The organism is Pseudoclavibacter sp. RFBG4 (genome assembly GCF_002931515.1).
In the GTDB taxonomy this organism is placed as follows: Bacteria; Actinomycetota; Actinomycetes; order Actinomycetales; family Microbacteriaceae; genus Pseudoclavibacter.
Genome location: NZ_PSYC01000024.1, coordinates 348,969 through 373,858, shown reverse-complemented (window position 1 = coordinate 373,858; position 24,890 = coordinate 348,969). Strand labels below are relative to the sequence as shown.

At 66.1% G+C, this 24,890-nt stretch carries 23 protein-coding genes and 4 tRNA genes; 19 read left to right on the top strand and 8 right to left on the bottom strand.

What is annotated here, in order from left to right; all coding sequences use genetic code 11:
- Nucleotides 1-36 precede the first annotated feature (36 nt).
- The 3 genes from C5E10_RS19555 to C5E10_RS08690 form a co-directional block, all read right to left on the bottom strand.
- Nucleotides 37-621, bottom strand: a complete 585-nt coding sequence (locus C5E10_RS19555; RefSeq protein ID WP_104331274.1) for a 4'-phosphopantetheinyl transferase superfamily protein — start codon at nt 619-621, stop codon at nt 37-39.
- A gap of 48 nt (nt 622-669) precedes the next feature.
- Nucleotides 670-2,112 (bottom strand): MFS transporter, encoded by a 1,443-nt coding sequence (locus C5E10_RS08695; protein ID WP_104331273.1) that lies wholly within the window; start codon nt 2,110-2,112, stop codon nt 670-672.
- Between the two features lie 855 nt (nt 2,113-2,967).
- Nucleotides 2,968-3,040: transfer RNA gene (locus tag C5E10_RS08690), tRNA-Val, on the bottom strand.
- Between the two features lie 308 nt (nt 3,041-3,348).
- Between C5E10_RS08690 and C5E10_RS08685 the strand changes: the two genes are divergently transcribed.
- From C5E10_RS08685 to C5E10_RS08665, 5 genes are all read left to right on the top strand, one after another.
- Nucleotides 3,349-3,420, top strand: a tRNA-Gly gene (locus tag C5E10_RS08685).
- 64 nt (nt 3,421-3,484) lie between these two features.
- A tRNA-Cys gene (locus tag C5E10_RS08680) sits at nt 3,485-3,555 on the top strand.
- Nucleotides 3,556-3,561: 6 nt separating this feature from the next.
- A tRNA-Val gene (locus C5E10_RS08675) sits at nt 3,562-3,633 on the top strand.
- Between the two features lie 286 nt (nt 3,634-3,919).
- A complete protein-coding gene (locus C5E10_RS08670; protein WP_104331272.1) occupies nt 3,920-4,399 on the top strand; it encodes a hypothetical protein in 480 nt (159 codons plus the stop codon).
- Between the two features lie 506 nt (nt 4,400-4,905).
- Nucleotides 4,906-5,607, top strand: coding sequence for a hypothetical protein (locus C5E10_RS08665; RefSeq protein WP_146080206.1), 702 nt, complete (start codon nt 4,906-4,908; stop codon nt 5,605-5,607).
- Nucleotides 5,608-5,744: 137 nt separating this feature from the next.
- Here C5E10_RS08665 and C5E10_RS08660 read toward each other — a convergent pair whose 3' ends face one another.
- Nucleotides 5,745-6,191, bottom strand: a complete 447-nt coding sequence (locus tag C5E10_RS08660; protein WP_104331270.1) for a hypothetical protein — start codon at nt 6,189-6,191, stop codon at nt 5,745-5,747.
- Between the two features lie 492 nt (nt 6,192-6,683).
- On the opposite strand from C5E10_RS08660, the gene C5E10_RS08655 reads away from it, so the two are divergent.
- Entirely contained in the window at nt 6,684-7,601 is a 918-nt protein-coding gene (locus C5E10_RS08655; protein WP_146080205.1) for a methyltransferase domain-containing protein, read from the top strand.
- Nucleotides 7,602-7,647: 46 nt separating this feature from the next.
- On the opposite strand, the gene C5E10_RS08650 is transcribed toward C5E10_RS08655, so the two are convergent.
- From C5E10_RS08650 to C5E10_RS08635, 4 genes are all read right to left on the bottom strand, one after another.
- Nucleotides 7,648-8,319, bottom strand: a complete 672-nt coding sequence (locus C5E10_RS08650; RefSeq protein ID WP_104331268.1) for an NUDIX hydrolase — start codon at nt 8,317-8,319, stop codon at nt 7,648-7,650.
- Nucleotides 8,316-9,797: a nicotinate phosphoribosyltransferase gene (locus C5E10_RS08645; protein ID WP_258071049.1), complete on the bottom strand. Its 1,482-nt coding sequence runs from the start codon at nt 9,795-9,797 to the stop codon at nt 8,316-8,318. The genes C5E10_RS08650 and C5E10_RS08645 overlap by 4 nt, the downstream gene beginning before the upstream one ends.
- Nucleotides 9,798-9,849: 52 nt before the next feature.
- Nucleotides 9,850-10,692 (bottom strand): phosphoribosyltransferase family protein, encoded by an 843-nt coding sequence (locus tag C5E10_RS08640; protein ID WP_104331266.1) that lies wholly within the window; start codon nt 10,690-10,692, stop codon nt 9,850-9,852.
- A 116-nt stretch (nt 10,693-10,808) separates the two neighbouring features.
- Nucleotides 10,809-11,921, bottom strand: a complete 1,113-nt coding sequence (locus C5E10_RS08635; RefSeq protein ID WP_374953495.1) for a fatty acid desaturase family protein — start codon at nt 11,919-11,921, stop codon at nt 10,809-10,811.
- 208 nt (nt 11,922-12,129) lie between these two features.
- On the opposite strand from C5E10_RS08635, the gene C5E10_RS19295 reads away from it, so the two are divergent.
- From C5E10_RS19295 to secF, 13 genes are all read left to right on the top strand, one after another.
- Entirely contained in the window at nt 12,130-12,546 is a 417-nt protein-coding gene (locus C5E10_RS19295; RefSeq protein WP_219820338.1) for a hypothetical protein, read from the top strand.
- A gap of 199 nt (nt 12,547-12,745) precedes the next feature.
- Nucleotides 12,746-14,668, top strand: a complete 1,923-nt coding sequence (thrS, locus tag C5E10_RS08630) for a threonine--tRNA ligase (protein WP_219820342.1) — start codon at nt 12,746-12,748, stop codon at nt 14,666-14,668.
- Nucleotides 14,665-15,237, top strand: coding sequence for an HIT domain-containing protein (locus C5E10_RS08625; RefSeq protein ID WP_104331264.1), 573 nt, complete (start codon nt 14,665-14,667; stop codon nt 15,235-15,237). Before thrS ends, C5E10_RS08625 begins: the two co-directional genes overlap by 4 nt.
- A gap of 118 nt (nt 15,238-15,355) precedes the next feature.
- Entirely contained in the window at nt 15,356-16,273 is a 918-nt protein-coding gene (gene pdxS / locus C5E10_RS08620) for a pyridoxal 5'-phosphate synthase lyase subunit PdxS (protein WP_104331263.1), read from the top strand.
- A gap of 7 nt (nt 16,274-16,280) precedes the next feature.
- On the top strand, nt 16,281-16,877 hold the full coding sequence (pdxT, locus tag C5E10_RS08615; protein ID WP_104331262.1) for a pyridoxal 5'-phosphate synthase glutaminase subunit PdxT: 597 nt from the start codon (nt 16,281-16,283) through the stop codon (nt 16,875-16,877).
- A gap of 46 nt (nt 16,878-16,923) precedes the next feature.
- Nucleotides 16,924-18,228 carry a M18 family aminopeptidase gene (locus C5E10_RS08610; RefSeq protein WP_104331261.1) on the top strand — a complete coding sequence of 435 codons (1,305 nt, stop codon included), beginning with the start codon at nt 16,924-16,926 and terminating at the stop codon, nt 18,226-18,228.
- A gap of 128 nt (nt 18,229-18,356) precedes the next feature.
- Nucleotides 18,357-19,121, top strand: coding sequence for a YebC/PmpR family DNA-binding transcriptional regulator (locus C5E10_RS08605; protein ID WP_104241297.1), 765 nt, complete (start codon nt 18,357-18,359; stop codon nt 19,119-19,121).
- A gap of 5 nt (nt 19,122-19,126) precedes the next feature.
- A complete protein-coding gene (gene ruvC, locus C5E10_RS08600; RefSeq protein WP_104331260.1) occupies nt 19,127-19,753 on the top strand; it encodes a crossover junction endodeoxyribonuclease RuvC in 627 nt (208 codons plus the stop codon).
- A gap of 4 nt (nt 19,754-19,757) precedes the next feature.
- The gene (gene ruvA, locus C5E10_RS08595; protein WP_104331259.1) at nt 19,758-20,381 is read left to right on the top strand and encodes a Holliday junction branch migration protein RuvA; all 624 of its coding nucleotides are present in this window, start codon (nt 19,758-19,760) and stop codon (nt 20,379-20,381) included.
- The gene (gene ruvB, locus C5E10_RS08590; protein WP_104331258.1) at nt 20,378-21,412 is read left to right on the top strand and encodes a Holliday junction branch migration DNA helicase RuvB; all 1,035 of its coding nucleotides are present in this window, start codon (nt 20,378-20,380) and stop codon (nt 21,410-21,412) included. The genes ruvA and ruvB overlap by 4 nt, the downstream gene beginning before the upstream one ends.
- Nucleotides 21,413-21,537: 125 nt before the next feature.
- Entirely contained in the window at nt 21,538-21,933 is a 396-nt protein-coding gene (gene yajC, locus C5E10_RS08585) for a preprotein translocase subunit YajC (protein WP_181057836.1), read from the top strand.
- 58 nt (nt 21,934-21,991) lie between these two features.
- On the top strand, nt 21,992-23,755 hold the full coding sequence (gene secD / locus C5E10_RS08580; RefSeq protein ID WP_228502687.1) for a protein translocase subunit SecD: 1,764 nt from the start codon (nt 21,992-21,994) through the stop codon (nt 23,753-23,755).
- Nucleotides 23,755-24,825, top strand: a complete 1,071-nt coding sequence (gene secF / locus C5E10_RS08575; protein WP_104331257.1) for a protein translocase subunit SecF — start codon at nt 23,755-23,757, stop codon at nt 24,823-24,825. Before secD ends, secF begins: the two co-directional genes overlap by 1 nt.
- The last annotated feature ends 65 nt before the right edge of the window (nt 24,826-24,890 follow it).

Below are 24,890 nucleotides of genomic sequence, written 5' to 3'. Positions count from 1 at the left end.
TGCAAATGGTCCTTTCGAAGGGGGCAAGATTGTTGGCTAGGGAGGGAGGACACGGCCGAGTGCGATGTTTAAAACGGCACGGCCCGCGATATAGCTGGTGTGAGTCGCCGAGATCCCGGGAGCAGACGACCGCGATGGAGGCCACACTGTCCACTCGCGAAACACGCTTGCTACCCCGTGCCCGCGAGCTTTGGAGATGGCTTCTTTCAGCGACCAGATCGTGAGCAGTACGTCCTCATGCTCCCGGGCGTGACAGCTGCCCAGCAGCTCTAGTTCGACGGAGCTGCAGAACACCCGGGCATGAAGGCCGAGACTCATCGGCCGGAGCCGAGTTCGCTCAATGTCCACGCCCACTGGGCAGGCGCCGAGCGTGGCGGCCCACAGTCCTGGAGCGCGACTCCAACTCACATGCAACTCGGTTGAGGAAGTCAGTCGCGGGGCTCCGGATGGCAAGCGGCTGATCGAGTGCGAGCCGACCGAGAGCGGCTCCACAAGATTCGCGATCTGAAGGGCCGCGTGGACTGGGGCACTCTTCGTCGAAGACTGCCCCCAGAGCGTGACCACCCCATGCGCCGCCCAAGCGGCCAGGATCGCGGTGTCAGACGTGCCTGAAACGCCCATCGGACCCCCGAGGGTCGTGGTAGAGCGCGACGACTCCACGCGGGTCACTTACGCTTGGGGCCGCTCGCGGCGCGCGAAGCCAACCAACAGGCTGAGAGCGACCAACACAGAAATGACCGCGTTCACGCCAATCGCGCCGCTGAGCGCTGTCGCTGACGTCTCCGCGGAGCTGGTGCGCTCGGCCGCCGCGATGAGCGCGACCACGGCAGCCAGCACTGGCGTGCCCAGCGCGATCGCAACCTGTTGGCTCGTCGAGGTCAATCCCGTCGCCAGGCCTTGTTCGGTATCTGGCAGGCCCGACGTAGCCGTCACCGTGTAGCCGATGATGCTTGAGATGTGGCCGAGACTCGAAATGGCAAGCCCCGCGCAGATGAGCGAGATCGACCCAGCGTGGTCGCCGGCGATCGCTACGAGCGCGGTTCCAACTCCCTGGACGACGAGCGCTCCGATGAGGACGCGCACCTGCCCGAAACGTCCGATCAGCTTCGGCACGAAGAGGGCACCGACGACCGCGACGATACCAATGATCGCGATCACAGCTCCCGTGAAGACAGGATTGAGACCAAGTACGAGCTGCAGATAGAGAGTCGTGAGGTAGGTGAAGGAGGACATCATGGCGAAGGTCGTGAGGCCCGCAAGGTTGCCGAGACGGACGTTCTTGCGTCTCAGGACCGACAACGGAATGAGGGGATGCGAGCCACGAAGCTCCACCACGACGAAGACCGCGATGAGCGCCAAGCCTGCAGCAAGAGCACCAAGAACCTGCGCATCCTCGAAGCCATGCTCGCCGGCTCGAGAGACCCCGTAGACGAACGCAGACAGGCCCAGGGTGATCGTGATGGCACCCGGGAAGTCGAGTTTCGGCTTCACGGTCGGTCGCGACTCAGCGAAGAGAACCGGGGCCACGAAGAGGACGAACAACGCAACAGGAACGTTGATCCAGAACGCGGCCCGCCAGGACACTCCAGCCGTGAGCACGCCGCCGAGCAGGGCACCTGTCGCGAATCCCGCCGAAAGGAGAGCTCCGTTGATCCCCAGGGCCTTCGCGCGCATTGGGCCCTCAGGGAACGTTGTGGTGAGGAGGGCGAGTGCCGTCGGCGCGGCAGCTGCCGTCGCGATTCCCTGAAGTACGCGAGCGAACAGGAGCACCCAGGGCTCGGCAGCGATTGCCCCGAGGCCTGAGCCAAGTGCGAGCAGGGCCATCGACGCCAGGAACACGCTGCGGCGTCCAACAAGATCCCCGAGGCGTCCGAAGAACAGGCCGAGGCCTGCTGCCGGGAGCGCGAAAGCGGTGATGACCCACTGCAGGTTGTTCAGCGTGAAACCGAGATCACGCTGGATATCGGGAAGTGCGACGTTCAAGACCGAGAAATCCACGGCGAGCATGAACGTTGCGCTCATCAGGACGGCGAGCTTCCAGCGATCGCGGACGGACATTCTCACCGCGTCTGGCTCGTGGAGCCGCGGCACAGATTCAGAGGAAACGGTCATCAAATACTCCTTGGATGTGTACGCTGATTCGTTACAGTACACGAACAAGAGACAGAACCTTGACATTCAACAGGTCACCGATGCTCGACTCGCTTGAGTGAGCCCCACTAGGCCCAAGGAATAGTCCGGCCGCGACCTGGCCAGCCGAGGAAACCGTCTCGAGGTTCAGGTCGTTGAGATCGCGTTCAGCCAAGGTGCGACGCAGTTCCGCCCTACGCAAGCTCGAGGGTGTCGGCGACACACCGTGCGAGAGCGGTCCAGCCCTATGGGCCACCGTGTCGCCGCTCTCCTGCCGCATCCGCCCCAGCAAGCACGTCTGCGGTGAGGGCGCGGTTGCGATTTGGGCGGAGGGTCTGGATCTTGGTGGGTTCGACGTCTGCCGCGTCCGGTCGGAGGTTCGAACCCACACAACCGCTTCTCGAACTCGAAAGGGGGTCTGCTCGGTGTGAGTACTGGAGTTCGAATCGGCCGTGCCGCGTTCCGCACCCTCGAGCGTGCTCTCGCCGCGCCCGCGCAGCTGGACTGCCCTCTCGATGGCTTCGGTCAAGAACGTCTAGACAGAAGCGCGGACCCCTGACTCGAAGAACCGAATCTGTTCGCCCATCTTGAGCAGATTCTTCGGGCCCTTCCTTTCTGAGTTGAAGTGGGAGAGCGTGTCCTTTGGGGGCCGTTGGGTTCAGCCAGGTCCTCCATTGAGGAGAGACAGCCGAGGGGCTCGCCTGAGGAGAGGCGGCCGAGGGGCTCGCCGGCCCCGAGTGGGAGCGGCTGTGGGGAAACGGTGGCCTTGCGGCTGCATGTAGCAAAACCCCCGACCCAGGAAGAGCGAATGTCTTCCCGGCCGGGGGTTTCTCGCGGTGGGTGATGCGGGACTCGAACCCACGACCTCTTCCGTGTGAAGGAAGCGCGCTACCAACTGCGCCAATCACCCGCGACGAGCACTAATCATGCCACAGATTCGGGCTGTGCATGATCACCGACGTGCGTGTAGGCGTTGCGTGTCGCCACTCCGACAGGCAGTGACCCGCACTGCAAACGCGTGACGCCTCGCGAAGGCCGTCGACCGATCGTGCAAGCGGCGAGAGAGGGGTATGGCTTCGTGCTCACGATCGCGACCTGCCGTTCTGACCAGGGTTTTCCTCGAATTACACCGGTGGATTTTGTATCGCGGCCCGAGTTCCTATAGAGTCATTCTCGCGCTGGTCAAGCCGGAACGGAAGTTCCCGAGACAAGCGCGATGCGGATGTGGCGCAGTGGTAGCGCATCACCTTGCCAAGGTGAGGGTCGCGAGTTCGAATCTCGTCATCCGCTCGAGTGTGACTCAGTCTGGTGTTAATCACCAGACGGAGTTTGCACGGGTTTCAACCCACAACACGGTGACGTGGCCGAGAGGCGAGGCAGCGGCCTGCAAAGCCGTCCACACGGGTTCGAATCCCGTCGTCACCTCACAATGGGCGATTGGCGCAGCGGTAGCGCGCTTCCCTGACACGGAAGAGGTCACTGGTTCGATCCCAGTATCGCCCACGAGAAAAACCCCTGGTTCGCCGGGGGTTTTTTGCTGTCCGAAACACGGCGGTCGACGATGACCACGACCCGTGTTCAGGTGCTCGACGATCGGCACTCCAGAGCTGAGACGTTGCTGCAGTCCCGGTATGAGCGGCGCAGGAGGAGCCCTCCAGCGTGTCGCTGGTAACAGGCAGGTCTCGCAGCCCACATCGCGTTCCAGGATCGTCACGGACCAGTCGGTCACGCGACGAACGGGCCATGACACGTGCACAGTTGGCACGGCACTCGTTCAAGGGAGACAGCAATGGCGATCGTAGGCACGAACAGGCTTCAGAGGCGGTCAATGATGAATCTCCGGATGCAGTTTCTTGTCACGGCTCTCCTCCTGCTGAGCTTGGCGACATCAGTGCTGGCCGTGGGGGCCTGGATCACTCCGCGCGGCATGGACTCGTTCGGGCTCCGGGGAGAAGTGCTTCAGCTGGCTGCGCAAGTGCGCGGAGCCGAAGCTTTCCGAGTGAGCGGAGCTGACGACTCATTTCCGGTGGTGGTCGACGTGCTCCTTCCTGCAGATGTGTCCCCGAACCAGTTGAGGCATCTTGAAGAGGTCGGAGACGCCGGCTCGGCAGACATGGGGAGTTCGTCCTTGTGGGTTGTGTGCGTCTTCGACCAGACCGGGGCGCAGTTGGCCGTGTGGGGCGCTGGCAGAAGGTGCAGCCACGACCACCGGTTCACACAGAACACGTGGATTCCTGCTGAACAGTTCTACTCCGAGCATGCGAGATGAGCTTTGTTCGAGGAAGCTTCGGAATCTTCGCCTGCCTGGTTCTGGCCAGCGCGTTCTCCGTCCCTTTCGTGATCGGCTTCGTGCTGATGGACTCCTTCACCAGCAGTTATGACAACTCCGGCAGTGGAGCACCGTTCAGGTCCTGTACGGAGACGTCGACGTCTTGCGGTGGGCCCGACATCCTCGGCGCGGCTGTCTTGACAGTGCTGCTCTCGGTCGCAGTTGTTCTACCCAGCCTCGTCGGAGTCGCTGTGGGGTCCAACAGTGTGCACGGCCAGAGGCTGGAACCCCAGCCGCGGCTGTCGACGGCACCACCACCTCACGATCCATCTTGCGTGATGCAGAGCCGTGACGGATGGGTCTCGATACCGCCGAATCCATCAAGCGACTGTCGAGCCTGGAGTCAGAAGAGCACCGTTCGAGGATTAACTTCACTGCCACACCGGAGCGGCTCGTCGGGCCCTGAGATGGCCACTGCCAGGTAGTCTGGGTTACGGGAGGAGTCCATGCGCGCATCACGGCTCACAGGGCCAGAACAGGCTCTCGCTCTCGATGATCGAGTCGAGACTCAGCTGAGCCGGTCGATACCGGTGCTTCTCGGAGCACTCGGGCTTTTCCTCTTCCCGACCGTGTTGCTCGTGTTCTGGGAACCGCTGTTCGGCGCAATCGACACCGCGGCATCGGAGCCGCGGCGGGTCCGGCAGGGGCTGACGTTCATGCCCGTCATCATTCCGGCTCTGTACGCGATGTCGATCGTCACCTTCGTGCAGTTCCTGCGGAAGTCACCGAGCTTCATCGACCGCGCCAGCGGCACGAAGCTGCGGCGGATCTGGGACGGGGCACGGCACACCGACGCTGGCGGGGCCGAGGCACTCCATCGAGGGTTCGCGTATGCGGAGCCCCGCTACTACACCCCAAACATCAACTCCACGAGTAAGCGGTATTCCACTCGTTTCACTCTGTGGGAAGTTCCGGGCGAACGGCGCGCCTACGTCGCGGTCGCCCACGCGCGCAAGCATGAGGACCGCCGCCTCTTCCCAGTCCTAGAACTCTCGGGAGCACGGTTCGATGTATTGGAGCACCAGCGTTCGCTGTTCCACGACCACCACTCCATGTTGCAGTCTCCCGGCCCGAAGGAGGCAGCTCAGCAATGGGACCTACTCGCGGCGAGTGGAGTCGCGCTCGGGGAGCGTCCGCTATTGCGTTGAGGCATGGCCCGAGCTTCGCTGAGCTCTGCGACGTCGGCCGGTGTGAAGATTAAGATCTCGGGTCCGGACGTGGTGAGGAACCCGAAGCGAACGTCAGCGATGTGAGCCCCGCCCGTCGGGCGTCGGCTCAGCTCCGCCTAGGTCCCTCGGGCGCGGAACAATGCCGGGTCAGTCCGACCGCCAGCTTGATAGTCCGCGACCGCGGTCGACGGTGATGTCGCAGAGGTGAAGTAGAGCACGCCACCGTCCTCGCCCACGAGAATCGAGATGCCGCCGCGACCTTGTTTCGAGACGATGATGACTCGTTCCTCGTCGAAGACGGTCGTGCCGAATGGGCCCGGTGCCTGTATTTTCTCGAACAACCGCATGGCGACGAGCTCGAGACCAGCGACGTCGAGCGGCGAAGGTGCTGGGCTGGACGTCGCTGACTCCGTCTTGCTCGGTGGATGCACGACGTCGGAGTGCCTCGGCTCGCCACCGACGGCGACGAGGAAGAGGAGGTGCTCGCGCAGCTTCCGGCGGGACAGGTTCTCAGAGGTCTGCGGCCCGCCCAGGGGCAGTGGCAGCGTGAAACCGAGGTGCATGAATCTGATTCTAAACGCGTAGAGCATCCGAGCTCGATTATGCAGATGATCGATTCACTTTTGAGACGATTTGCGCCGAATATCGGCCACTTTGCGCAGTGCTCGTCGTTGGGCGCGCGCGATCTCTACAGTGAGGAACGATCGTGTTCTGGGGAGACGGGCGCCGGGGGCGTTCGCCGGCTTTCGGGTAACACCATTGCCGACACGATCAATGAGGGCCGCGCGAACCTGGGTGCACCGTTTCGCGCGGCCCTCGCGCATTCTCGTGGCACCTGCGAGCGGTTCTTGTACTCTTGGGTCTCGATGCACTGCACGGGTTGTTCCGCTTCAGGACGGCGCAGACCCAGCAGGATGAGCGCTTTCAGGCGTCGACTCCAATGACGCCTTCACTGGTTCGATCCCTGCATCGCCAACCAGTGAGGAGAAGGCCCCTGAGAGATCGGGGGCCTTCTTCGCGCCCCGTCGAGATCCTGACCGGAAGGCGTGAGGCCCGTGACGAATACCGAACACGCAGAGAGCATGGTGTTCGCGGCCACCGGAGCCCGCGCTGCCCGCCACGAACTCGAGGAACGCTATTTCCGCCGCATGGCAGCCGCCGTGGATGAGAAGACCCAGCTCACGGACTGGCTGCGCGGCGGGCGGGTCCTCGACATCGGCGCCGGAGGAGGGGAGCTCGCGGCGAGAATCGCAGTGCTTCCGGACATCGAAGAGACCATCGCACTCGACGACTCCGCCGATGCGATCGCACATCTCCAGCAGGTGCCCGGCATCACTGTGCGCTCAGGCTCCGCGGACCAACTGGAGGTGCTGGGCCTGCGGGACCTGGATGGCATCGTGATGAGCTCTGTCCTGCACGAGATCGCGTCGTACGGCCCGAACGGGCCGGAGAACGGGCGTCAGGCCATCATGGCGAACCTCGCGATCATCGCCAAGGCGCTCAGGCCAGGCGGGGTCCTCGTCATCCGTGACTTCGTGACACCCGCTCGACCGGATCGCCTGACGACGCTGGTCAGCCCGGGCGACGATGGCGACGATCTCCTCAGCGCGTATCTCGAGGGCGTTCCCCTCCCTGAGCTGACGCGTCTCGAGAGCCTCGGCGAGCATCGTTTCGTCGGCACAGCTCGGGTGGTGACGGAGGCGCTGCTGACCGTGAACTGGGGCGCCGAGTCGCTGGCGCGCGAGACACAGGAGCAGTACTGCCAATTCGAGTTGGAGGAGCTCGTCGACGTCGTCGAAGCGCTCGGTGCGGGATTGACGCCGGTGCATCGGGAAGCCTGGGTGCAGCCCGGCTACCGACAGCACCTGGCCGCCTGGTCCGTGCTCGAGCAGGACGGCACCCCGTGGTTCCCGAAGACGAAAGCCCTCTGGGTCTTCGAGAAGGCGGCCTCGCCGCTCTCGACACGCGCCTGATCGTGACCACGGTGGTTCAGCCCGCCTGAAGCGAGCCGGGTGGCGGTCATCGCCTCGTCCCCGCCGGCCCCTCGAGTGCGCTCGAATCTGAGTCCTTCCACTCCCAGACCGTCGTCCGGCCCCGGAGCTTCACCCCAGTGGTGTCAGTGGTGACACGCACGACCCCCGTCCCCTCCAGCCACCGGCGGAAGTTCGGTCGGTCGAAGGGCTCAGCATCGAGCGCCACCCCGAGCGCCAGAGCCATCCCCGACGTGAACTTCTCGCCGAGCAGCGCCCGGGTGACGGCCCAGTCGCGCCAGACGATCTCACCGAGTCGCACACGAGCCGCCTCGACGATCTGCGCATGGTCGAAGGGGAGGTGCGGCACGCTGTCGAGCGGATGCCAGCGCAGCAGCCCGTCGCGCGCCTCCGCGCGCAGGAAGACGAGGCTGGCGAGCGAGATCGTGGCGCTGCGTGGGTCGCGCATCGTGCCGTCGAACCAGCCGAGCTGGCGCGTCAGTCGCACATCATCGTCCGGTATCCCAGCCTTCGTCCGCATCGCGCGCAGCACGGGGCCAGCCCCGTGCTCCCCGGACAGCAGCAGGACGCCGGGGATGGCCTCCACCCCGGCGTGCGGCGCGTTCTCGCGCACCGCGACGCCGAACTCCAGCCGCTCGTCGCGATAGCGCACAGCGAGTGCATCCATCGCGACGAGCGGCTGGTCGTAGGACTCGGTCAACGCAGCACCGTCTGCTTCGCGAGCACCGCCCGAACCTCCGGGAACGTCTGCCGCCGCACGAAGGCGCCGTCCTCCCAGATGGGCTGCAGCAGGGACTCCGCCTCCTCGGCAGGCGTAGCCCGCTCGATCAGGCGCATGCGACCATCGGCGTCCGTCACCACCGCCAGGCGGCCCGTCGCGCTCTTCTTCGTTCCGCTGTCCGTCACAGGGTCCTTCCGGATGTCGACGCCGCGACCATCGACCTGAATCCACGTCGCCTTGATCGCCGACATGAACGTGTCCCTGGTCTGGTACTGGTACCCGAAGCTTCCCATGCCGAAGACGACGTTTCCAGAAGCGAAGCCCTTCGCGGCAAGCCGCTCGGTGATCCGAACCGCCCGCTCGCGGGTGATGGAGTCACCGTAGATCGCCCCGATGTGTGGGTCGAGCTCCTTGTAGCCTGCCTCGTTCACCGTTCCGCCGAACGTGTCCCAGAGCAGTTCGATGACGCCCTTCCGCTCAGCCGCGCCAGCGTCCTGGGCACCATCCTCGACCCCGCAGAGGATGTCGACGGGGTTCCCGGAGTCTGGCCGGATGACCAGCTTCCCGTCCCGGGCGAGCACCTCTTCTCGAAGCGCCGGCAGGTACTCGGTGAGCACTCGCCAGAGATCGAAGGTGTCGGAGACGACGGAGACGATGCCGCTCGGGTAGAGGCCGAGCAGCCCCTCGAAGAGCTCACGCTCGCCGACCGTCGCGATACCCGCGCACATCACCGAGTGCTCCGTGGCCGGCACGCTGCCGGCGATGAACGCTCCGCCGTAGTGGCGCTCGATCCAGTCGATGGAGACGAGTGAGTCGGTGCCCGTGAAGCTGAGCAGGTGCGCGGCTCCGCTCATCGCGGCGGTCTCGTTGGAGGACATCCCTCGGTAGGAGAAGTCGTGACCCTGCCAGTCGACAGCAGCCAGGGGTGTCCCCGTTCTCGTCGCCGCGGTCTCGAGCGTCTCACGCATCGCCTTCGCGATCGTCGCGGTCGTCGATGCCTGCCAGATCTCCGCGCTCAGCACCGTCTCGATGTAGTTGGTGAGCCAGAAGAAGTCGGGGTGCGTGTTCTCGATCGTGAAGCTCGGAACGCGAAGTGGCACTGCTGTGCCCTCCGGCACGGCACAGAACCGCAGGGGGAGGAAGCCGAGGCGGTGCAGCGCGCGGATGTGGGCGCTGCCGATCGTGTTCGGCCCGAGGATGCTCGCGAGACGAGCCTCGTAGGCCTGGCAGACCTGATCCTCGTCGGCCTCGAAGAAGACGCGGAAGCTATCCGCGTATCGCTCGAGGAACGCCTGGAGTCCGAAGTGCACGACCGCGCCGATGTCCGGGATGCGGGAACCGCGGTTGGTGTAGTTGGAGTAGACGCCGGTGACGTCGCCGGCGAGGCCGTACTGCTGAAGGTGGCCGAGCTTGTAGGCATCGGTCTGGAAGAGGGGCGCAACAGATGTGTAGTCCATGGTCATTCCTTTCGAGGGGAGCTTGTGGCGTCGAGGTCGCGTCTGCCGCGACTCAGTACTCGACGTAGGGCGCGAGGATGTTCCGGATCGAGAGCACCTTGGTCGCGACGCCCTCGCGTGCGGAGCCTGGGTGCGAGTCGGTGGTGATGATCTCGCCGAAGTGCTGTCGGAGGGCGGGGGCGTCGCCCGAGAAGACCCCATGGCTCACGAAGAGTGTCAGGCGCTCCTTCGGCAGTCCAGTGGCCTCTGCCAAGCCCCGGAAGGTGCCGCCCCCGTCGCAGATGTCGTCGACCACGAGGAGGCGTCCGTCACGGGGGAGAGCCTCGCAGCTGAAGCCGGAGAGCTTCCCGGTCTGGAAGTCACGGTGCTTCTCGGCGCGGAAGAGCGGGAGGTGCAGCGCGGACGCAGCGGCCTGTGCACGGCCGACGGCACCCGCATCCGGTGCGATGACGCCGACGTATTCGTGCGGGGATCCGACGCGTCCGATCGTCGCGCGCCGCACGTAGGGGGCCGAGCCCACGACTTTGACATTGTGGATCAGGCCGGGAGCGACCGAGGAGTGGGGGTCGAAGACGATCACCTGATCGAGCCCGAAGCTGTTGATCAGCTCGGCGTAGACCTTCGCCCCGAAGGGCGCGCCTCGGTCGGCACGAGCCGCCGGGAGATAGGGGAGGACCGCGACTGCCCGCTGGCCGAGCTGATGCGCGTAATCGGCCCAGAGCCCGAGGGCGATGAGGTCGCCCGGTTCTGCGCCCGTGACGGTGGCGTAGGCGGGCTTCTCGTTGAGATCCGCGGGGACGACGAGGGTGATCTCGCCTCCGGGGAATCGCAGGACTCGGATGGCGCTTGTGGCCTTCCAGCCGGAAGGCATCTGTGCTTGGAAGTGGATGCTCATGCTCCGACTGTACCAGCTATTCGTAGATTTACGAATAGCTCTCTCGCGGGAGGAGCATTCAGCACGCAGAAAGGCCCACCCGGATGAACCGGGTGGGCCTTTGTGCGCGTGTCAGATCAGACGCGGCGGAACTGATTGACGAGCGGGCAATCGAAGGGATCGCGAGCCTGGAGGCCGACCCTGTTGAGGTAGTCGATCACGATGCCGTACGACTTGATGAGCGTCGTCTCCGTGTACGGGACCTCGAGGTTCTGGCAGTGCTCGCGAATGATCTCGCGAGCCCTGGCAAGGTGCGGGCGGGGCATGCTCGGGAAGAGGTGGTGCTCGACCTGGTAGTTGAGGCCACCCATGAGCGCGCTGGCCCACCAGCCGCCGCTCACGTTGCGCGAGGTGAGGACCTGCTTGCTGAAGAAGTCCATCTTCACGTCGGCGGGGATGATCGGCATGCCCTTGTGGTTCGGAGCGAACGATGCGCCCATGTAGACGCCGAAGACGGCCATCTGGACGGCGATGAAGGCGAACGCCATGCCGAGGGGGAGCAGCCAGAAGATAGCTCCGAGGTAGATCGCGAAGCGAACCGTGATCATCGTGAACTCGACCCAGCGTCCCTTGATGGGCTGGCGAGTGAAGAGGGACTTGATCGAGCGGAAGTGCAGGTTGTAGCCCTCGAAGGTGAGCAGCGGGAAGAACAGGTAGCCCTGTTTCCGCGTGATCAGCGCGAGGAGACCGGTCTGCTTCCGAGCGTCCTCCTCCGTGAAGGAGATCGTGTCGAAGTCGATGTCGGGGTCTTTGCCCATCTTGTTCGGGTTCACGTGGTGCTTCGTGTGCTTCGTCATCCACCAGCTGTAGCTCATGCCGACGACACCAGCAGCGAGGAAGCGACCGAGGCGGTCGTTGCCCGGGCCGGACTCGAGCACCTGTCGGTGCGACGCCTCGTGGGCGATGAAGGCGAACTGCGTGAAGATGACGCCGAGGGCTGCAGCGATGAGCAGCTGGAACCAGCTGTCACCGAGCAGGATGAACCCGGTGATGGCTCCGCCCAGTGCGACGATGAGGCCAGCAGCCAGCATTCCGTAGAACCAGCGAGTGCGCTTGAGCAAGCCCATCTCGCGGATGACCTTCGACACGGCGCTGTAGCTCTGCGTGACGGATTTCGCTCCCGGGGTGCGGGGCTTGGTGGTACGGATCCGGCCGATGCCCTGGGGGAGCGCAGAAGATGAAGTCGTAATGTGAGGATCCCCTCGGTCGGCAACCTTTGGTTGTTTCGTTCGCCAAAGGCAGTGCGCCGATCGCTGACTTCAGGCTAGCGGGAGGAGCTGCTTTGTTGGCTGTGTATCTGTGCGAGTCGTCACCCAGCGTCTTCACACGCGATGTATCGCGATTGCGCGTATCTTGATGCCATCACGGATCGCGCCGGTCGGCGCACTTGGAGGAATCATGGTTTCGACGGGCAGCGGCGCAGGCGACAGCACTGGCTCAGCGAGGGGTGAGCGGATGCGGGAGTCCGCGAACTCCGGTGCGCGAGTCCAGGCCGTGCACACGGGCCTGAAGAAGGTCGTGACCGGACGAGAGAGCGTCATCAAGGATCAGGCCGTGAAGCTCGCCGAGAAGCTCGACGTCAAGACCGAGGGCCGACACCACCAGAAGATCCGCCTGGCGCTCCTGGCTCTGAACAGCCTGGTCGACACCCTTGGCAGGGATGGCAAGGCCGAGTCCGATTCCAAGGCCTCGGCCGAGAGTGGCGACGCGAAGCCCGCAAGCGGAGGCGCACGCCCCTCGGCGACACGCTCCGATTCGGACACCCCCGAGGACATCGGCACGTTCACGCCCCGCGAAGGACGTCGCAAGAACTAGGAGTCCCGCTCCTCAGGGTCGGCTTCCGTGCGCCGCGCGAGGGCAGTCGCGCGATAAAGTGGTCGCTTGTTCATGCCTAACGACAAGGAGCATCGTGACCAGCGATCCCGTTGACCTCGAGACCGAAATCCGCCCGCACGAGAACGGCGGCGCGACGACCACCGGATTCGAGCTCTTCACAGACCGCTCCGTCGTCGCGATGAAGCTCGACGGTGTGCTCGTCGACCTCGCCACGGTGGTGCCGGACGGGGCGATCACGGAACCGGTGACGATCGACAGTGCCGACGGACTCAACATCCTCCGCCACTCTGCCGCGCACGTCATCGCGCAGGCCGTCCAGAAGATCAACCCGGATGCGCGTCTCGGCATCGGACCTCCCATCACCGACGGCTTCTACTACGACTTCGACGTGGAGACCCCGTTCACACCGGAGGATCTCAAGGCCATCGAGAAGGAAGCCCAGCGCATCCAGCGACAGGGGCAGCGCTTCGTGCGTCGGGTCGTGACCGACGATGAGGCACGGGCCGAACTCGCCGACGAGCCCTACAAGCTCGAGCTGATCGGGCTCAAGGGCAGCGGCGCGAACGCCGACAACGAGTCGGTCGAGGTGGGCGCTGGTGAGCTCACTATCTACGACAACGTCGACGCGAAGACGGGAGAGGTCTACTGGAAGGACCTCTGTCGGGGGCCACACATCCCCTCGACCCGGATGCTCAGCAATGGCTTCTCTATCCTTCGCTCTGCGGCCGCCTACTGGCGCGGGTCCGAGAAGAACCCGCAGCTCCAGCGCATCTACGGAACGGCCTGGCCGACGAAGGACGAGCTGCGGGCCTACAAGGAGCGCATCGAGGAGGCCATGAAGCGCGACCACCGTCGCCTCGGCCGCGAGCTCGACCTGTTCAGCTTCCCGGACGAGCTCGGATCCGGGCTGCCGGTGTTCCATCCCAGGGGCGGGATCATCAAGCTCGAGATGGAAGAGCACTCGCGAAAGCGCCACGTGCAGGAGGGGTACAGCTTCGTCTCGACCCCGCACATCACGAAGGGGCGTCTCTACGAGATCTCCGGGCACCTCGACTGGTACCGAGACGGCATGTATCCGCCGATGCGCATCGACGAGGAAGTGGATGAGGCGGGCAACGTCACCAAGCAGGGCCAGGACTACTACCTGAAGCCCATGAACTGCCCGATGCACAACCTGATCTACAACCAGGGCGCGCACTCCTACCGTGAGCTGCCACTGCGGATGTTCGAGTTCGGCACGGTCTACCGCATGGAGAAGTCCGGCGTCGTGCACGGCCTGACCCGCGCACGCGGTTTCACCCAGGACGATGCCCACATCTACTGCACGCGCGACCAGATGCGGGACGAGCTGACCCGCACCCTCAAGTTCGTGCTCTCGCTGCTCAAGGACTACGGCCTCGACGACTTCTACCTCGAGCTGTCGACCAAGAACCCCGAGAAGTTCGTCGGCGACGACGCAACGTGGGAGGAAGCGACGCGCACGCTCGAGGAGGTCGCCACCGAGTCCGGACTCGACCTGGTCCCCGATCCGGGCGGAGCCGCGTTCTACGGTCCGAAGATCTCCGTGCAGGCGCGCGACGCGATCGGCCGCACCTGGCAGATGTCGACCATCCAGCTCGACTTCAACCTGCCAGAGCTCTTCGACATGGAGTACGCGGCTCCGGATGGCACGCGCCAGCGTCCCGTCATGATCCATCGCGCCCTCTTCGGCTCGATCGAGCGCTTCTTCGGCGTGCTCGTCGAGCACTACGCCGGCGCCTTCCCAGTCTGGCTGTCGCCCGTGCAGCTCGTCGCCATCCCGGTTGCGGAGCAGTACGGCGACTACCTCCAGGGCATCGTCGACGAGCTGCGCTCCCACGGCGTGCGAGCCGAGCTCGACGCGTCCGACGACCGCATGCCGAAGAAGATCCGCAACCACACGAAGGCGAAGGTGCCGTTCCAGCTCATCGCCGGCGAGGACGACCGCGCCGCGAAGACGGTCTCCTTCCGCTTCCGCGATGGAACCCAGCGCAACGGCGTTCCGATCGAGGACGCGATCCGCCTCGTCCGCGGCGCCGTCGACGAGCACCTGCTCGTGAACACGGCAGAAGACCTGGCATGAGCGCGCTCGGGTTCCCCGAAGGCGAGCTCGACGGCCTCGGCATCGAGCGCTCGGCTGACTTTGCCGGGGTGCCCGACTCCTTCCAGCGGCTCTGGACGCCGCACCGGATGGCGTACATCCAGGATGGCCAGGACCCCGCACAGGATGCCTGCCCGTTCTGCGTCGGGCCCACGATGGACGACGAGAAGTCGCTCATCGTGGCCCGGGGCGAGCACGCGTTCGTGGTCATGAACCTCTATCCGTACAACTCCGGTCACCTGCTCGTGTGCCCGTACCGGCACGTGGCGATGTACGACGAGGCCTCCGAGGCCGAGGTGCTCGAGATCGCGCACCTGACGCAGACCGCGATGCGTGTGCTCCGCGCAGTCTCGAACGTCGACGGCTTCAACATCGGGATGAACCAGGGTCGTCTGGCCGGAGCTGGCATCGCCGGGCACCTGCATCAGCACATCGTGCCTCGCTGGCAGTTCGACGCCAACTTCTTCCCGATCATCGCGAAGACGAAGGCGTTCCCATCGCTGCTCGGCGAGACCCGCCAGGCCCTCGCCGACGCCTGGCCGAAGGCCTGATCTACCGCGATTTGATTGGGCAGTCGCCCAATCAAGCCGGGACGCACGCGCGTCTACACTTGAGCCAATTCATCTCCGAACCGCCATGCACTCTCTGCACGCGGAAAGTAAGGACATCATGAGCGAAAGCACTGCCCCCCTCGTCGCCGTCGACGGGACCGTAGGCTCCAACCGGGTCAAGCGCGGCCTCGCGGAGATGCTCAAGGGCGGCGTGATCATGGACGTCGTCACCGCAGAGCAGGCGCGCATCGCCGAGGACGCCGGCGCTGTCGCCGTCATGGCCCTCGAGCGCGTCCCGGCCGACATCCGCGCGCAGGGCGGCGTCGCCCGCATGAGCGACCCCGACCTCATCGAGAGCATCATCGCCGAGGTCTCCATCCCCGTCATGGCGAAGGCTCGCATCGGGCACTTCGTCGAGGCGCAGGTGCTGCAGGCGCTCGACGTCGACTACATCGACGAGTCCGAGGTGCTGAGCCCCGCCGACTACGTCAACCACATCGACAAGTGGCAGTTCACGACGCCGTTCGTCTGCGGCGCCACGAACCTCGGCGAGGCGCTGCGGCGCATCAACGAGGGCGCCGCCATGATCCGCTCGAAGGGCGAGGCCGGCACGGGCGACGTATCAGAGGCGACCAAGCACATCCGGAAGATCCGCGGCGAGGTCGCCGCCCTCACGTCCATGACCCGCGACGAGCTCTACGTCGCCGCGAAGGAGCTCCAGGCTCCCTACGAACTTGTGCGCGAGATCGCCGAGACCGGCAAGCTGCCCGTCGTGCTCTTCACCGCGGGTGGCGTCGCGACCCCGGCCGACGCCGCGATGATGATGCAGCTCGGTGCAGACGGTGTCTTCGTCGGCTCCGGCATCTTCAAGTCGGGCAACCCGGCCCAGCGCGCCGCCGCCATTGTGAAGGCGACCACCGCGTTCGACGACCCTGCCGTGATCGCTGCCGCATCGCGCGGACTCGGCGAAGCCATGGTCGGCATCAACGTCTCCGACCTCGCAGCCCCGCACCGTCTCGCTGAGCGCGGCTGGTAGCGAGGCGTTGGCGACTCCCGTAGTCGGCGTCCTCGCCCTGCAGGGCGACGTCCGTGAGCACCAGCAGGTGCTCACGGACCTCGGCGCCGACGTGGTGCTCGTGCGCACCCCGGCGCAGCTCGAAGAAGTCTCGGGCCTCGTGATCCCCGGAGGCGAATCGAGTGTCATCGACAAGCTGTCTCGGATCTTCGACATCGCCCAGCCCATCCAGGATCGAATCGCAGCTGGGATGCCGGTCTTCGGCACGTGCGCCGGCCTGATCATGCTCGCCGACACCGTCGTCGACGCGATCAGGGGGCAGCAGAGCTTCGGCGGCCTCGATGTGTCGGTGCGGCGGAACGCCTTCGGCTCGCAGAACCAGTCGTTCGAGACGCAGATCGAGGTTCCGGAGCTGGGCGAGCCGGCCGTGCACGCCACCTTCATCCGCGGCCCCGTCGTGGATGCCGTCGGGAGCCGTGCCCGCGTCATGGCGGCGCTCCCGGACGGTCGAGTGGTCGCCGTCGCGCAGGGCAACCTCCTCGGGACGTCGTTCCACCCCGAGATGAGCGGCGAGACCCGGTTCCACAGCTACTTCCTCGACCGGGTCGCCGAGCACGCCGGCTGAACGACGCCACGCACCGACCGATTCGACAGAGAACCAGGAGCAGAACATGGCGAGACGCCGTCCGAGCAAGGCAGCCAGGAGCAAGCAGGTCAGCGAGTCCCTCGCTGCCTTCATCCGCGAAGCCCCCTCCTCCTATCACGCGGCAGCTGAGGTCGCACGGCGGCTCGAGGATGCCGGCTTCACGTCGCTCGACGAACGCGATGAATGGCCGCAGGAGGCTGGCGGCTACGTCGTCGTCCGCGACGGCGCGGTCATCGCGTGGCGAGTGCCGGAGTCCACGTCGCCGATCACGCCGTTCGCGATCGTCGGAGCGCACACCGACTCGCCTGGGTTCAAGCTCAAGCCGAACCCGGAGTCGACATCGCAGGGCTGGCAGCGCCTCGAGGTCGAGGTCTACGGCGGGCCGCTGCTGAACTCCTGGCTCGACCGCGAGCTGCGCGTCGCTGGCCGCCTCGCCCTCGCTGACGGCACCACCGTGCTCGCCGCCTCAGGACCCATCGCGCGCATCCCGCAGCTCGCGATCCATCTCGACCGGGGCGTCAACGAGCGCGGACTCGTCCTCGACCCGCAGCGCCATACCCACCCCGTCCTCGGTCTCGAGGCAGCGGGAGGTGTCGTAGCGGCGCTCGCATCCGACGCCGGGGTCGACCCGGAATCGATCACGGGCTTCGACCTCTTCCTCGCAGATGCCCAGGACGCCCAGCTCTTCGGACACGGCGAGGCGCTGTTCGCCGGGGCACGCCTCGACAACCTCGTCAGCGTCCACGCCGCGACGACGGCACTCGTCGAGACCGTGCCGAGTGGCGTGATCCCCGTCATCGCGGCCTTCGACCACGAAGAGGTGGGTTCCGCGAGCCGTTCCGGCGCGGCCGGCCCGTTCCTCGGCGACGTGCTCGCTCGCATCCAGGAGGGCCTCGGCGCAGGTCCCGCCCAGCAGCGGCGAGCGCTGGCCGCCTCGTGGCTCGTCTCGAGCGATCTGGGCCACAGCGTGCACCCGAACTATCCAGAGAAGCACGACGACGAGACCCGGCCCATCGCGGGCCGAGGAACCCTCCTCAAGCTGAACGCGAACCAGCGCTACGCGACGGATGCGCGTGGGAGCGCACTCTGGACCGGCGTCTGCCAGAACGCCGGCGTGGCCGTGCAGGCCTTCGTGTCGAGCAACTCGCTGCCGTGCGGTTCGACGATCGGCCCGATCGCGTCCACCGAACTCGGCATCTCGACCGTCGACGTCGGCATCCCCATCCTCTCCATGCACTCGGCCCGCGAGCTGGCCGCGATCGCCGACATCGAGGCCCTCGAACGCGCACTTGCTGTGTTCCTCGCGGGCGCTTGGCCGGAGCACGCGTAAACTAGACGAAGAGACCGCTCGCCGACGGCGACCAGTGGCGTCCACTTCTCGGGCCACGGTGTCAGCGTGCATACGAACAGCAGCAGGCGCCCACCGCAGGTGAGACGCGCTAGAACAACGGAGAACAGATGTCCGGACACTCCAAGTGGGCGACGACCAAGCACAAGAAGGCCATCATCGACTCGCGTCGCGCGAAGTCGTTCGCCAAGCTCATCAAGAACATCGAGGTCGCGGCGAAGATCGGCGGCGCCGACATCGCTGGCAACCCCACGCTGGCTGACGCCATCCAGAAGGCGAAGAAGACCAGCGTCCCGATCGACAACATCAACCGGGCCGTCAAGCGCGGCGCGGGCCTCACGGGCGAGTCGATCGACTACACGACGATCATGTACGAGGGATACGGCCCCGGTGGCATCGCGCTGCTCATCGAGTGCCTCACCGACAACAAGAACCGCGCGGCGGCCGAGGTGCGCACCGCCATGAGCCGCAACGGCGGCAACATGGCGGACCCGGGCTCCGTTGCCTTCAACTTCGAGCGCAAGGGCGTCATCGTCGTCCCTCACGAGGAGACCCCCACCGAGGACGACGTGCTCGAGGTCGTCCTCGACGCCGGCGCCGAGGAGGTCATCGACCACGGGCACGTGTTCGAGATCCGCACGGAAGCCAGCGAGATGGTCGGCGCACGCACGGCCCTGCAGGCCGCTGGCATCGACTACGATTCCGCCGACGCCGAGTTCGTGCCGAACGTCAAGGTCGAGGCCGACGCCGACACCGCTCGCAAGGTGTTCCGCCTCATCGACGCACTCGAGGACAGCGACGACGTGCAGAACATCTTCACGAACATCGACGTCTCCGCCGAGGTGCAGCAGCAGCTCTCCGAAGACGACGAGTAGTCCGAGTGCCGCGGCGAATCCTGGGCATCGACCCCGGCCTCACGCGCTGCGGCCTCGGCATCGTCGACGCGCACGGCCGACAGCGTGTCGAGTTCGTGCACGTCTCGGTGGTCACGTCAGCTCCCGGAGATGAGCTGCAGCGGCGCCTCCGACTCCTCGCAGACGGCATCGAGGCCGTGCTCGACGAGTTCAAGCCGGATGCCATCGCCCTGGAGCGCGTCTTCGCCCAACAGAACCTGCCGAGCGTCATGGGGGTCGCCCAGATCTCTGGAGTGATCCTCGTCGCGGCGGAACGTCGGGGCATCGCCGCTGTCCTGCACACCCCGTCGGAGGTCAAGGCCGCCGTCACCGGCTACGGCTCAGCCGAGAAGAAGCAGGTCGGCACGATGGTGCAGCGCATCCTCCGACTCGACGACATCCCCAAGCCGGCCGACGCCGCCGACGCGTTGGCGCTCGCTATCTGCTCGGCATGGAAATCCCCGCTCGACACCCTCAAGCCCGCGGGGGGCCAGACGCCAGCGCAGCGAGCCGTCGCCTCAGCCGGGCGGCCTGCGGACGCGCCGACAACCGCGCAGAGCGCGTGGCTCGCCGCCGAGCGTGCCGCGAAATCTCGCGGCCGCCGCGTACGGTAGACCGGTGATTGCTTCCCTCCGCGGCCAGGTGCTGTACCGGACCGCCACAACGGTCACGATCGAGGCCGCGGGTGTCGGCTACCAGGTCTTCGTGACCCCAGCCCATGCTCTGCAGCTCCGCCTCGACTCCGAGGTGCTGCTGCGCACGCACCTCGTCGTCCGCGAAGACGCCTGGACTCTGTACGGGTTCCAGCGACCGGAGGAACTCGAGATCTTCGAGCACCTCATCACGGTCACCGGAGTCGGCCCTAAGTCCGCGCTCGGCGTGCTCGCTCATCTCGAGCCGGAGCAGGTCGCACGCGCCGTCGGCGAGGAGGACGTCAAGGCCTTCACGGCAGTGAGCGGCATCGGCCCCAAGACCGCCAAGCTCATCATCCTCTCGCTCGCGGGCAAGATCACTCTCGCGCCTGCCCCGGGCACGACCACGGGGGAGCCGTCTTCCGACAGCGGAGCGGCGGCGGTGCGCCGCGACGTGGTCGAAGCGCTGCTCGGCCTCGGCTACGCAGAACGGCAGGCTTCACCTGCGGTCGAGGACGCCGCGAAGGCGCTCGAGGGTGAAGAGCAGGACGTCGCGAAGCTGCTGCGGGCCACACTCAAGCTGCTCGGGCCGGCTGGGAGCCGATCGTGACCGACGCCTCGCACTTCCCCGAAGCACCCGAGTCCGAGGCGGAGATCGCCTTCGAGGGAGCCCTCAGACCAGCGAACCTCGCCGAGTTCGTCGGCCAGGCGAAGGTGCGAGTGCAGCTGGAGCTGCTCCTCAAGGCCGCTGCCCTGCAGAGCCGCACCCCGGACCACATCCTGCTCGCTGGCCCCCCTGGCCTCGGAAAGACGACGCTGGCTCTCATCGTCGCCGAGGAGACGGGGCAGCCCATTCGACTCACGAGCGGTCCGGCGCTGCAGCACGCGGGCGACCTGGCGGCCGTCCTCTCCAGCCTGGTGCCGGGTGAGCTGCTGTTCATCGACGAGATCCACCGCATGGCGCGCACGGCCGAGGAGATGCTGTACCTCGCAATGGAGGACTACCGCATCGACATCATGGTCGGCAAGGGCGCTGGCGCAACGAGCGTTCCGCTCGAGCTTGCCCCGTTCACCGTCATCGGCGCCACCACCCGGGCGGGCCTCCTCCCGAACCCCCTTCGCGACCGCTTCGGCTTCACCGCGCACCTCGAGTTCTACGAGGACGCCGAGCTGGAACGGGTCCTCGCCCGTGCGGCCCGCCTGCTCGACCTCCGCGTCGACGATGCGGCGCTCGCCGAGATCGCGACCCGCAGCCGGGGCACACCGCGAATCGCGAACCGACTCCTCCGGAGAGTGCGCGACTACGCCCTCGTCCACGAGACCGACGCCAACGAGCAGGCCGTGCAGCACGCACTCCTCGTCTATGACGTGGATGCGCTCGGCCTCGACCGCCTCGACCGCGCCGTCCTGCAGGCGCTCATCGATCGCTTCGCCGGGGGACCGGTCGGCGTGAGATCGCTGGCCGTCTCCGTCGGCGAGGAGGCGGAGACCGTCGAGAGCGTGGTCGAGCCCTTCCTCGTCCGGACCGGACTCGTCACGCGCACGCAGAGGGGCCGCGTCGCGACGCAGCAGGCCTACGCGCACCTCGGGCGCACCCTCCCTGGCGGGGGAGCACCCCAGCGGGCAGCTCTCGACATCTAGGAACCAGCTTCAACCCTCCAGCTCTTGCTGAGCGACATCCGGACGACCGCGACGTACACTAGATGCGTTTGCCGTCGTTCCGGGCGTGCATAGTCGTAGTACGGACTGCCAGAAAGGCACCCACAATGGATCTCACGCTTCTCCTTCCCCTCGTCCTCCTCGGCGTCATGATCTTCTTCATGTGGCGTAGCAACAAGAAGAGGTCTCAGCAGCAGCAGGAGATGCGCAGCAGCGCGGTGATCGGCGCGGATGTCATGACGCAGAGCGGCGTCTACGGCACCATCGTCGACATCGACGAGGAGAACAACATCACCACGATCGAGTCGGAGCCGGGCACGCGTCTGCGCGTCCACTCGATGACCGTCGCCAACATCCTCACGCCGGCTGTCCCGGACGACGCTTCCGCGCTCTCCGAGCACGAGGCCGTCGAAGAGCGTCCCGAGCTCGAGGCCGAGGCTGAGTCCGAGCGCCGCGACAGCGACAACGGCTCCGAGTCCGGACCGAACATCAACAAGGCGTAGGCGACTCCCTCACCTCTCACGCACGGGCCTCGTCTTGAGGTCAGAAGGCAGAACTCTCTTGGCGAAGTCGACAACGTCATCGGCGCGTCGTGGTCGGGGTGCTGGCATCGTCCAGCGCGCCTGGCGCACGCTCACGTGGCTCTTGATCCTCATCCTTGCCCTCGTGGGCCTCAACTGGCTGGCCGTTGCCACGCAAGGCGGTCAGTGGACGCCTCGCCTCGCGCTCGACCTCGAGGGTGGTACCCAGGTCGTGCTCGCCGCGCAGCTGCCGGAGGGCCAGGCGGACCCGTCGTCCGAGCAGATGCAGCAGGCGGTCTCGATCATCCGCCAGCGCATCGACGCGTCCGGCGTCTCCGAGGCGGAGATCACCACCCAGGGCGGTCGGAACATCGTCGTCTCCGTCCCAGGTGAGATGGATCAGCTCACGCGTGACCGCATCGAGAACTCGGCCAAGCTCGAGTTCCGTGCCGTGCTCGTCGCCGACCAGGCCGCGAACAGCCAGGCCATCCCGGCTGACCAGCTGCCTGAGGAGCTCTCGACGACGCCAACGGCGGAGCCGACGAACGCGAGCGACATCAACTGGGTCACCGAGCAGATGTACGTCGACTTCCTGCAGTTCAACTGCGCCGACCTCGCACCCGCCGCTGACATCGACCCGACCCAGCCGCTCATCACCTGCGACGACAGCGGCACGGAGAAGTACGTCCTAGGTCCGGTCGAGGTGACGGGTGAGCGCATCGCCGACGCCACCAGCGGTCTCACGACCACGAGCACCGGTGCGACCACCAACCAGTGGGCCGTGAACATCGAGTTCGATGCGCAGGGCACGCAGGAGTTCGCCGCCGTGACCGAGCGACTCGTCGGGCTGACGGAGAACCAGAACCGCTTCGCGGTCACGCTCGACAACCAGGTCATCGTGGCTCCGACCACCAACGCGGCGATCACCGACGGCAAGCCGCAGATCTCCGGAAACTTCAACGAGGAGAGTGCCAAGGCCCTCGCCGACCAGCTGAAGTTCGGCGCGCTGCCCTTCAACTTCGTCGCGCAGTCGACCTCCACGATCTCGGCGACACTGGGCAGCTCGCAGCTCGTGAACGGCCTCATCGCCGGTCTCATCGGGCTCGCGGCCGTCGTCGTCTACTCGCTGTTCCAGTACCGCACGCTCGGACTCGTGACCGTCGCGTCGCTGGTCATCGCCGCGGCCCTGACCTACATCGTCGTGACGTATCTCTCCAACCAAGAGGGGTACAGGCTCTCGCTGGCGGGTGTCGCGGGCCTCATCGTCGCCATCGGCATCACGGCCGACTCGTTCATCGTCTACTTCGAGCGCATCAAGGATGAGCTGAGAGACGGCAAGGGGCTTGTCTCGGCCGTCGAGGGCGGCTGGACACGCGCCATCCGAACGATCCTCGCATCGGACGCCGTCAACTTCCTCGTCGCCATCGTGCTGCTGTTCGTGGCCGTCGGCAACGTGCGCGGCTTCGCGCTGACACTCGGCATCACGACGATCATCGACATCATCGTGGTCACCCTCTTCACCCACCCACTCATGCGCCTGCTCGCTCGGACACCGTTCTTCGCGGACGGACACCCCGCCTCGGGCCTCGATCCCAGATCGCTCGGCGCGGTGTACCGCGGACGCGGCACGTTCCGCACCCCGGAGCAGAAGAAGCGCGGCGCAACACGCGAGGCCGAGCGCCGACAGACGCTCGCCGAGCGCAAGGCAGAAGCCGCCAAGAAGGCCGGCGGCGATGACCTCGTGGCGGCCGGATCGGCCAATGCCGACCAGACGTCGACCACGAGCAATGGGGAGAAGGCCTGATGAGCAAGTTCCAGACCCTGGGCAACGACCTGTACACGGGGGAGCGCTCGTTCAACTTCGTCGGCAGACGGAAGATCTGGTTCTCCATCGCGGGAATCGCGGTCCTCATCTCGATCCTCGTGCCGATCCTCCGCGGAGGCCTCGAGCTCGGCATCGAGTTCACTGGTGGCTCCGAGTTCCTGGTCTCGCAGCCGGCGACCGACGAGCAGGAGCCAGCCATCGCGGCCGCCGCCGAGTTCACGGCAACCCCCGCGAAGGTCGCCGTCCTCGGCGACGGCGGAATCCGCGTGCAGACCGACGCCCTCTCCGAGGACGCCAACACCGAGCTGCGTGCGCAGCTCGCCGAGGCGTACTCCGTGCCTGTCGAGGACGTCAACCTGTCCACGATCGGGCCATCGTGGGGGCAGGACATCACCCGTCAGATGGTGATCGGCCTCGGCGTCTTCGTGGCGATCGCCGCCATCCTCATGTCGCTGTACTTCCGCACCTGGAAGATGTCGATCGCGGCACTCGTCGCCCTCGCCCACGACCTCGTCGTGACCGCGGGCGTCTACGCCGTCACCGGCGTCGAGGTCACCCCCGCAGCGGTCATCGGCTTCCTCACCATCCTCGGCTACTCCCTCTACGACACCGTCGTGGTCTTCGACAAGATCCGTGAGAACGCCGAGGACTACAACGCGGAATCCTCCCGGACCTTCGGCGAGCTCGTGAACCTGGCCATCAACCAGACCCTCGTGCGCTCGATCAACACCTCGGTCGTCGCGCTGCTCCCGGTCGGAGCGATCCTGTTCATCGGCGCCTTCCTGATGGGCGCGGGCACGCTGCGGGACATCGCCCTCGCGCTGTTCATCGGAATCTTCGTCGGAGCGCTCTCCACGATCTTCGTCGCGGGCCCGCTGTACGCTGCGCTGCGCTCACGCGAGCCGGAGATCGCACGCACGGACAAGCGCATCCTCGCGGCTCGCGCCCGCACGCTCAAGGAGCGCGACGAGGCGGATGCGGATGCCGAAGACGACGAAGAGGCAGTCGCCTCGGAGTCCGAGCCGGCGCCCAAGGCGTCCGCGTCCTGAGGACACCCCGCACGGTGATAACTTGTCATCACCCTGGTCCGCGTACCCACGCAGGCCAGGGTGAT

What these genes read in the sequence shown, in the direction of transcription:
- C5E10_RS19555 (WP_104331274.1), bottom strand. Translation starts at nt 621, where the DNA reads ATGGGCGTTTCAGGCACGTCTGACACCGCGATCCTGGCCGCTTGGGCG.
- C5E10_RS08660 (WP_104331270.1), bottom strand. Translation starts at nt 6,191, where the DNA reads ATGCACCTCGGTTTCACGCTGCCACTGCCCCTGGGCGGGCCGCAGACC.
- C5E10_RS08605 (WP_104241297.1), top strand. Translation starts at nt 18,357, where the DNA reads ATGTCCGGACACTCCAAGTGGGCGACGACCAAGCACAAGAAGGCCATC.
- C5E10_RS08640 (WP_104331266.1), bottom strand. Translation starts at nt 10,692, where the DNA reads ATGAGCATCCACTTCCAAGCACAGATGCCTTCCGGCTGGAAGGCCACA.
- C5E10_RS08610 (WP_104331261.1), top strand. Translation starts at nt 16,924, where the DNA reads ATGGCGAGACGCCGTCCGAGCAAGGCAGCCAGGAGCAAGCAGGTCAGC.
- C5E10_RS19295 (WP_219820338.1), top strand. Translation starts at nt 12,130, where the DNA reads ATGGTTTCGACGGGCAGCGGCGCAGGCGACAGCACTGGCTCAGCGAGG.
- thrS (WP_219820342.1), top strand. Translation starts at nt 12,746, where the DNA reads ATGAAGCTCGACGGTGTGCTCGTCGACCTCGCCACGGTGGTGCCGGAC.
- yajC (WP_181057836.1), top strand. Translation starts at nt 21,538, where the DNA reads ATGGATCTCACGCTTCTCCTTCCCCTCGTCCTCCTCGGCGTCATGATC.
- C5E10_RS08645 (WP_258071049.1), bottom strand. Translation starts at nt 9,797, where the DNA reads ATGGACTACACATCTGTTGCGCCCCTCTTCCAGACCGATGCCTACAAG.
- C5E10_RS08695 (WP_104331273.1), bottom strand. Translation starts at nt 2,112, where the DNA reads ATGACCGTTTCCTCTGAATCTGTGCCGCGGCTCCACGAGCCAGACGCG.
- C5E10_RS08665 (WP_146080206.1), top strand. Translation starts at nt 4,906, where the DNA reads ATGCGCGCATCACGGCTCACAGGGCCAGAACAGGCTCTCGCTCTCGAT.
- pdxS (WP_104331263.1), top strand. Translation starts at nt 15,356, where the DNA reads ATGAGCGAAAGCACTGCCCCCCTCGTCGCCGTCGACGGGACCGTAGGC.
- secF (WP_104331257.1), top strand. Translation starts at nt 23,755, where the DNA reads ATGAGCAAGTTCCAGACCCTGGGCAACGACCTGTACACGGGGGAGCGC.
- C5E10_RS08670 (WP_104331272.1), top strand. Translation starts at nt 3,920, where the DNA reads ATGGCGATCGTAGGCACGAACAGGCTTCAGAGGCGGTCAATGATGAAT.
- C5E10_RS08625 (WP_104331264.1), top strand. Translation starts at nt 14,665, where the DNA reads ATGAGCGCGCTCGGGTTCCCCGAAGGCGAGCTCGACGGCCTCGGCATC.